Source organism: Pseudomonas sp. NPDC087804 (genome assembly GCF_044742965.1).
Lineage (GTDB): Bacteria > Pseudomonadota > Gammaproteobacteria > Pseudomonadales > Pseudomonadaceae > Aquipseudomonas > Aquipseudomonas rustica.
In genome coordinates this window covers 83,705-92,472 of the sequence record NZ_JBIUVN010000020.1, presented here as the reverse complement: position 1 = coordinate 92,472, position 8,768 = coordinate 83,705, and the positions used below count along the sequence as shown (strand labels likewise).

7 protein-coding genes (1 of these 7 cut by a window edge) are annotated in these 8,768 nt (G+C 59.9%); all 7 read right to left on the bottom strand.

From position 1 onward, the window contains the following. Positions 1-344: S1 RNA-binding domain-containing protein (locus ACIOMO_RS21075; RefSeq protein WP_401166753.1), on the bottom strand; the 344-nt coding region annotated here is incomplete at its 3' end. Positions 345-463: 119 nt separating this feature from the next. After that, positions 464-1,153 (bottom strand): (d)CMP kinase, encoded by a 690-nt coding sequence (gene cmk / locus ACIOMO_RS21070; protein WP_159811537.1) that lies wholly within the window; start codon positions 1,151-1,153, stop codon positions 464-466. Beyond that, positions 1,150-3,357, bottom strand: a complete 2,208-nt coding sequence (locus ACIOMO_RS21065; RefSeq protein ID WP_401243395.1) for a bifunctional prephenate dehydrogenase/3-phosphoshikimate 1-carboxyvinyltransferase — start codon at positions 3,355-3,357, stop codon at positions 1,150-1,152. The genes cmk and ACIOMO_RS21065 overlap by 4 nt, the downstream gene beginning before the upstream one ends. A 28-nt stretch (positions 3,358-3,385) precedes the next feature. Then, positions 3,386-4,498 (bottom strand): histidinol-phosphate transaminase, encoded by a 1,113-nt coding sequence (hisC, locus tag ACIOMO_RS21060; RefSeq protein WP_401243393.1) that lies wholly within the window; start codon positions 4,496-4,498, stop codon positions 3,386-3,388. Positions 4,499-4,511: 13 nt separating this feature from the next. Continuing rightward, positions 4,512-5,606 (bottom strand): prephenate dehydratase, encoded by a 1,095-nt coding sequence (pheA, locus tag ACIOMO_RS21055; protein ID WP_007908404.1) that lies wholly within the window; start codon positions 5,604-5,606, stop codon positions 4,512-4,514. Further along, complete coding sequence (gene serC, locus ACIOMO_RS21050; protein ID WP_053122464.1) at positions 5,606-6,691, bottom strand: 3-phosphoserine/phosphohydroxythreonine transaminase; 1,086 nt, start codon at positions 6,689-6,691, stop codon at positions 5,606-5,608. The genes pheA and serC overlap by 1 nt, the downstream gene beginning before the upstream one ends. A 229-nt stretch (positions 6,692-6,920) precedes the next feature. Beyond that, on the bottom strand, positions 6,921-8,768 hold the 3' portion of the coding sequence (locus tag ACIOMO_RS21045) for a DNA gyrase subunit A (protein ID WP_401243389.1). It continues 990 nt past the right edge of the window; the window shows 1,848 of its 2,838 coding nt (coding positions 991-2,838); its start codon lies off the right edge, out of view; it ends in the stop codon at positions 6,921-6,923.

Sequence of the window (8,768 nt, the reverse complement as noted above, 5' to 3'; positions counted from 1 at the left end):
TTGATAACGCCCTTGACCACTTCTTCTGCTGCGAAGGCTGCTTCCAGAACGATCCAGCACTCAGCGCGCTTGGCTTTTTCACGGGACAGCTTGGTTTCACCGAAACCGTCTTCAACCGAGTCCAGAGCAACGTGAACTTCGTCACCGACATTGATAGTCAGATCGCCAGCGTCGTTGTAGAACTGCTCAAGCGGGATGAGTGCTTCAGACTTCAGGCCAGCGTGAACGGTTACCCAGCGAGCTTGGTAATCGATATCAACGATAACACCGGTGATGATGGAGCCTGCCTGAAGGTTCAGGGTTTTTAGGCTTTCTTCAAAGAGTTCCGCAAAGCTTTCGCTCATTTTAATTCCTGTAAATGAGGGCGAAGGATACGCCCATCTCCACACCCCAGACGGTGTGGGTTAGTTTCATATAGAAGAAGCGCCGCAGGACTATGACTGGTCCCCTGTGGCCTTCTTGGTCACCCGGCGATATCGCGAATGGCGATCTCGCTCATGATGCGTTCAAGCACCTGATCGATGGACAACTCCGTGGAATCCAGCTGTATGGCGTCAGCCGCCGGCTTAAGCGGGGCTACCGCTCGCTGGGTGTCACGCTCGTCGCGCGCACGGATCTCATCTAGCAGACTCGACAGACTAACACCCTCGACTTTGCCCTTCAACTGCAAATATCGACGGCGCGCTCTCTCCTCGGCACTGGCGGTCAGGAAAATCTTCAGCGGTGCGCTTGGAAAAACCACGGTGCCCATGTCGCGACCATCCGCGACAAGGCCCGGCGCTTCCTGGAAAGCCCGCTGGCGCTGCAGCAGCGCCTCGCGCACGGCCGGCAATGCAGCCACTTGAGAAGCACCGGAACCGACGCTTTCAGTGCGGATGACATCGCTGACTTCATCACCTTCCAGAATGATGCGTTGCAACTGACCGTCGGTCGCCGCAATAAACTGAACATCCAGATGAGCGGCGAGTTTCTTCAGCAGCTCTTCATTGGTCAGATCAACACCATGGTTGTGCGCAGCAAATGCCAGCAAACGGTACAGCGCACCGGAATCCAGCAGGTTCCAGCCCAGACGCTTGGCCAGAATCCCGGCTACGGTGCCTTTGCCCGAGCCGCTTGGCCCATCAATGGTGATGACCGGTGCAATGTTGTTCACGACTGAGCCTCTTGTGCCACACGAATACCGACCTGCCCGCACAATGCGAGGAAGTTCGGGAACGATGTCGCGACGTTGGCGCAATCATGGATGCGGATCGGTGCAGTGGCGCGCAGCGAGGCCACGCTGAAAGCCATGGCAATACGGTGATCGCCGTGACCATGCACTTCGCCGCCGCCGATCTGGCCGCCGTCGATGATGATGCCGTCCGGGGTCGGCTCGCACTTGACGCCCAGCGCCAGCAAACCGTCCGCCATGACCTGAATGCGATCCGATTCCTTGACCCGCAACTCTTCAGCGCCGGTCAGCACGGTGCGCCCTTCGGCACAGGCCGCGGCAACGAACAGCACCGGGAATTCGTCGATCGCCAGTGGAACCAGCTCTTCCGGAATCTCGATGCCTTTGAGTTTAGCTGCCCGCACGCGCAGGTCAGCCACAGGCTCACCGCCGACTTCACGCTGGTTTTCCAGAGTAATGTCAGCGCCCATCAGGCGCAGGATGTCGATAACGCCAGTACGGGTCGGGTTGATGCCGACGTGCTCAAGCACCAGCTCCGAACCTTCAGCAATTGAGGCCGCCACAAGGAAGAACGCCGACGACGAGATGTCGCCCGGGACTTCAATGTGTGTCGCCGTCAGTTTGCCGCCGGATTCAACCGAAGCCGTAGCGCCTTCAACGCTGACCGGGTAGCCAAAGCCGCGCAGCATGCGCTCGGTGTGGTCGCGAGTCGGAGCGGGCTCGGTCACAGTGGTCTTGCCTTCAGCGTACAGACCGGCGAGCAGCAGGCAGGATTTCACCTGAGCACTGGCCATCGGCATGGTGTAGGTCAGACCTTTGAGCTTGTGACCGCCACGAATAGTCATCGGTGGACGACCTTCAGCAGCAGTTTCAATCACGGCGCCCATTTCACGCAGTGGATTGGCCACGCGATTCATCGGACGCTTGGACAGCGAGGCATCGCCAGTCAAAGTACTGTCGAAGTTCTGCGCAGCCAACAGGCCGGAGAGCAGACGCATCGAAGTACCGGAGTTGCCCAGATAGATCGGGCCCGGCGCCGGTTTCAGACCGTGCAGGCCGACACCGTGAATGGTCACGCGGCCGTGGTGCGGGCCTTCGATGACCACGCCCATGTCGCGGAACGCCTGCAAGGTCGCCAGAGCGTCTTCGCCCTCAAGGAAGCCTTCGACTTCGGTGACGCCTTCGGCCAGCGAACCGAGCATGATCGAACGGTGGGAAATGGATTTGTCGCCCGGTACGCGAATCCGACCGGACAGGCGGCCACCAGGTTGAGCCAGGAAGATCAGATCGTTGGAATTCATAGCGTCCACATCGGCCCTGCGGGCCAGGATTTTACTGAAATGCTCGCGGGCAACCCGGGCGCGCGTGAAGACGCCCAACAATTGGTGCCCATCCCCTGCATCGACCGCGTCGCGCAAGGCGTCGAGGTCGCTGCGAAATGTATCGAGTGTGCGCAGAACAGCCTCGCGGTTAGCGAGGAAGATGTCGTGCCACATCACCGGGTCGCTTCCGGCGATTCTTGTGAAATCGCGAAAACCACCGGCAGCGTAACGGAAGATCTCAAGGTTTTCATTGCGCTTGGCCAACGAATCGACCAGACCGAACGCCAACAGGTGCGGCAGATGGCTGGTCGCGGCCAGCACTTCATCGTGACGCTCGACCTGCATGTGCTCGACGTCGGCGCCCAATTCGCGCCAAAGACGATCAACCACAGCCAATGCGGCCGGATCGGTTTGCTCAAGCGGCGTGAGAATCACTTTGTGGCGACGGAACAGTTCGGCATTGGAGGCTTCCACCCCGCTCTGCTCGGAACCGGCAATCGGATGGCCCGGCACGAAACGCGGCGGCATCGCGCCAAACGCTTCGGTTGCCGCGCGCACCACATTGCCTTTGGCGCTACCGACGTCGGTCAGAATCGCCTGCCCGAGATCCATGCTCGCCAGACGCGCGAGCACTTTTTCCATGGCCAGAATCGGCACCGCCAGTTGAATCACGTCAGCGCCCTGGCATGCAGCCGCCAAGTCATCTTCACAACGATCGACCACACCCAACTCGACCGCCAGCTTGCGCGATTGCGGATCGAGATCGACCCCGACCACTTCGCGGCATACACCGCTTTCACGCAAGCCTTTGGCAAACGAACCACCGATCAACCCCAGACCGACCACCACAAGGCGACCGATCATAGGTGCAGCAGATTGCAGTGCAGTGACATCACCCACGAGCCAGAACCTTGCGCAGCGCTTCGAGGAAGCGGCTGTTTTCCGCTGGCAGACCGATTGTCACTCGCAGGTGATTCGGCATGCCGTAATTGGCCACCGGACGCACGATCACCCCTTCGCGCAGCAAGCCCTGGAATACCGGGGCTGCAACTTGTGCGAGATCGACGCAGATGAAATTGCCCTTGGATTCGATCCAGTTCAGGCCCAGCTCACGGAAACCGGCTTGCAGCTGCTGCATGCCCGATTCGTTGAGCTGACGGCTTTGCGCCAGATATTCTTCGTCCTTCAACGCTGCGCAGGCTGCCGCCAAAGCGAGGCTGTTGACGTTGAAGGGCTGACGAACGCGGTTCAGCACGTCAGCAACAACCGGAGTCGACAGGCCGTATCCAACGCGCAACGCCGCCAGACCATAGGCCTTGGAGAAGGTGCGCGAAACCAGAAGGTTCGGGTAAGCGGCGAGGAAATCCAGACCGTCCGGCAAATCTCTGCCTTCGGCGTACTCGATGTAAGCCTCGTCCAGCACCACCAACACATGCTCCGGAACATCCTGCAGGAACTCGTCCAGCGCTTCAGCGCCGAACCAGGTGCCGGTCGGGTTGTTCGGGTTGGCGATGAACACCACGCGGGTGTTGGCGTCGATGGCCGCGAGCATTGCAGGCAGGTCATGCCCCCAATCCTTGGCCGGCACCACTTTGGCCTGCGCGCCGACCGCTTGCGTGGCGATCGGGTATACCGCAAACGCGTGCTCACTGAACACCGCGTTGAGGCCCGGTGCCAAATAGGCGCGCGCGACCAGCTCAAGAATGTCGTTGGAACCGTTGCCCAGCGTGACCTGATTCAGCTCGACACGGCATTGCTCGGCCAACAGGGATTTCAGCACGAAACCGTTGCCATCCGGATAACGGGTCAGCTCGGCCAGCTCTTCGCGGATCGCCGCCAAGGCTTTCGGACTGGCGCCCAGCGGGTTTTCGTTGCTCGCCAGTTTGACGATTTTTGCCGGATCCAGATCCAGCTCGCGCGCCAGTTCGTCCACAGGCTTGCCCGGAACGTACGGCGAAAGTTGTTGCACGCCCGGCTGTGCCAGAGCGAGGAAGTTGCCACTCATTTGCTACCGCCCCTTAGAGAACTGCTTTCGGGTAGGAACCCAGCACTTTGAGTGCTACTGCTTCCTGACTGATCTTTTCCAGCACACCTTTGATCAACGGATCACGGTGGTGGCCGACGAAGTCGATGAAGAACACGTAGGTCCATTTACCGCTGCGCGATGGACGGGTTTCGATGCGAGTCAGGTCGATCCCGTTGTCGTGGAACGGCACCAGCAGCTCGTGCAGCGCGCCGGGTTTGTTGCTCATCGACACAATGATCGAAGTCTTGTCGTCGCCGGTCGGCGGCACTTCCTGATTACCAATCATCAGGAAGCGCGTCGAATTGTCCGGACGGTCTTCGATCTTCTCGGCCAGACGCGTCAGGCCATACAGACCGGCCGCCATGTCACCGGCAATCGCCGCCGAATTCCACTCACCCTTAACCCGCTTGGCGGCTTCAGCGTTGCTGGAAACCGCGACGCGTTCGACATTCGGGTAGTGCGCGTCCAGCCACTTGCGGCACTGGGCCAGCGATTGCGCGTGGGAATAGATGCGGCTGATGCTGTCGGTCTTGGTGTTTTCACCGACCAACAGGTGATGGTGAATGCGCAGCTCGACTTCGCCACAGATGACCATGTCGTGTTCGAGGAAGCTGTCCAGTGTGTGATTGACCGCGCCTTCGGTGGAGTTTTCCACCGGCACCACGCCAAAATTCACCGCACCGGCTGCCACTTCACGGAACACTTCATCGATCGCCGCCATCGGCTTGCTGATCACCGCGTGGCCGAAGTGCTTCATGGCCGCCGCTTGGGTGAAGGTGCCTTCAGGGCCGAGGTAAGCCACTTTCAGCGGCTGCTCGAGCGCCAGGCACGACGACATGATTTCACGGAACAACCGCGCCATCTCTTCGTTGCCCAGCGGCCCCTGATTGCGCTCCATCACACGCTTGAGCACCTGAGCTTCGCGCTCAGGACGATAGAACACCGGCACTTCGCCTTCGGCCAGCGAGGCCATCTTTACTCGCGCGACTTCCTGGGCGCAACGCGCACGCTCACTGATCAGCTCCATGACTTTGGTGTCCAGAGCGTCAATGCGAACGCGCAGTGCCTTGAGTTCTTGCTCGGACATCAGCCGTGTTCCTTCTCGAATTCAGCCATGTACGCCACCAGCGCGTTGACCGCAGTGATGTCGACAGCGTTATAGATGGAGGCGCGCATACCACCCACGGAGCGGTGGCCCTTGAGGTTGAGCAGACCGCGCGCTTCGGCACCGACCAGGAACGGCTTGTCCAGACGATCATCGGCCAGACGGAATGGCACGTTCATCCACGAGCGATCCGATTTGTTGATCGGGTTGCTGTAGAGGCCGCTGGCGTCGATGAAGTCGTACAGCGTGCGCTGCTTGACGTCGTTGAGCTTGGCGATCGCGTCGACGCCGCCCTGCTCTTTCAGCCACTGGAACACCAGACCGGACAGGTACCAGGCCAGGGTCGGCGGGGTGTTGTACATCGAGCCGTTATCCGCCGCGACTTTGTAGTCGAGCATGGTCGGGCACAGCGCACGCGCCTTGCCGAGCAGGTCTTCGCGGATGATGTTGACGACGATGCCACTCGGGCCGATGTTCTTCTGGGCGCCGGCGTAGATCATGCCGAAACGCGAGATATCGACCGGGCGCGACAGAATGTCGGAAGACATGTCAGCCACCAGCGGCACGTCACCGACTTCCGGGATCCACTGGAATTCCAGACCGCCGATGGTTTCGTTCGGCGCGTAGTGAACGTAAGCGGCGTCTTTCGACAGGTTCCACTCGTTCTGGCCCGGGATGGCGAAATAGTCGTAAGGCTTGGCGGTGGCGGCGACGTTGACGTGGCCGTAGCGCGAGGCTTCTTCGATGGCTTTCTGCGACCAGATACCGGTGTCGATATAGTCGGCAGAACCGCCTTCAGGCAACAGGTTCAGTGGAATCTGCGCGAATTGCTGGCTGGCGCCACCTTGCAGAAACAGCACTTTGTAGTTCGACGGGATATTCAGCAGGTCACGCAGATCCTGCTCGGCCTGGGTGGCAATGGACACGAACTCATCGCTGCGATGGCTCATTTCCATGACCGACAGACCCTTGCCGTGCCAATCAAGGAGTTCACCCTGGGCGCGCTGCAGGACAGCTTCAGGAAGCGCCGCAGGACCGGCGCAGAAGTTATAGGCTCGCTTGCTCACATCCAATCTCGCTCTGATTTGGTGGTCACTTAAATCTTTTGGTCTGCGGATGATCGTTCCCACGCTCTGCGTGGGGATGCATCCAATGACGCTCTGCGTCATGGGACGCGGAGCGTCCCGAGCGGCATTCCCACGCAGAGCGTGGGAACGATCCCGTACAGTGTTGCAAATTTTCAAACAGGACAAATAACAAGGGGGCGAATTCTCATCCGCCCCCTTGCTTGTCCGCTTATTCTTGCGGTTCTTCGTCTGCTGCGGCGTCGAGTTGCTGGTCTTCACCAGCATCGTCGTTTACGACAGTGCCTTCGAATTCCTCGCCCTCTTCCCCTTCAAGCTCTTCGCCTTCGACTTCCGAAGGTTCCTGAACCCGCTCCAGACCGACCAGGGTTTCATCCTTGGCCAGTTTGATCAGCGTCACACCTTGGGTGTTACGGCCCAGGCTCGACACTTCGTCGACACGGGTACGCACCAGGGTGCCCTGATCGGAGATCAGCATGATTTCTTCACCGTCCTGCACCTGAACCGCACCGACCAGACGGCCGTTACGCTCGTTGCTGACCATGGCGATAACGCCTTGACCGCCACGCTTGTACTCAGGGAACTCGGTGATCGCCGTACGCTTGCCGTAGCCGCGCGCCGAAGCAGTGAGAATTTCGCTGCCTTCTTCCGGAATCAGCATGGAGATCAGCTTCTGCCCTTCTGGCAGACGCATGCCACGCACACCGCGGGCGGTACGGCCCATGGCGCGAACTTCGGATTCCTTGAAGCGCGTAACTTTGCCGCCGTCGGAGAACAGCATGATTTCCTGCTCGCCGTCGGTGACAGCCGCGGAGATCAGGATGTCGCCTTCGTCCAGTTCCAGCGCGATCAGGCCAACGCTGCGCTGACGGCTGAAGGCCACCAGCGGCGTCTTCTTGACCGTACCGTTGGCGGTCGACATGAAGATGAACGGCGCTTTTTTACGATCAGCAGCCTTGATACGGGCACGACGTTCTTCGTCGGTCTCGTTGCTGTTTTCGATTTCTTCTACATCAACCTCAACGCCTTCAGCCTCTTCTTCTTCAGCCTGACGCTTCATGGCTTCGAGATCGACCGGCAGCATGGTGGTGATGTATTCGCCTTCGCTCAATGGCAGAAGGTTGACCAGCGGACGACCACGGGCAGCGCGGGACGCTTCCGGAATCTCGTAGGTCTTGAGCCAGTACACTTTGCCTTTGCTGGAGAACAGCAGCAGCGTGGTGTGGCTGTTGGCAACCAGCAGGTGAGCGATGTAGTCCTCATCCTTGACGCCGGTCGCCGATTTGCCTTTGCCGCCACGACGCTGAGCCTGGTACGCAGCCAATGGCTGGGTCTTGGCGTAGCCACCGTGGGAGATGGTCACAACGCGCTCTTCTTCCGGGATCATGTCACCCAGGGTCAGATCGAGACGGGCATCGAGAATTTCGGTGCGGCGCACGTCGCCGTATTCGGCACGAATCACTTCCAGCTCTTCGCGGATCACTTCCATCAGGCGCACAGCGCTGTTGAGGATGCGGATCAGCTCGCCGATCTGGTTGAGGATCTCTTGATACTCGGCCAGCAGTTTTTCGTGTTCCAGACCGGTCAGACGGTGCAGACGCAGTTCCAGAATGGCTTGCGCCTGTTCTGGCGACAGGAAGTATTTGCCTTCGCGCAGACCGTATTGCGGATCGAGGTTTTCCGGACGGCACGAATCGGCACCGGCACGTTCAACCATCGCGACCACGGCCGAGGATTCCCACGGCGTGCTGATCAGCGCTTCTTTAGCTTCCGACGGGGTCGGCGACGCTTTGATCAGGGCGATAACCGGGTCGATGTTCGACAGGGCAACGGCCTGACCTTCGAGGATGTGACCACGCTCGCGCGCTTTGCGCAGTTCGAACACGGTACGACGGGTAACCACTTCGCGACGGTGACGGACGAAGGCTTCCAGTAGGTCCTTGAGGTTCAGGATGCGTGGGCGGCCGTCGATCAGCGCAACGATGTTGATGCCGAATGCCGGTTGCAGGGGGGGGTGGGGGTTGGGGGGGGTGTGGTGCGCGTCGGGCTCGGCGGCGCG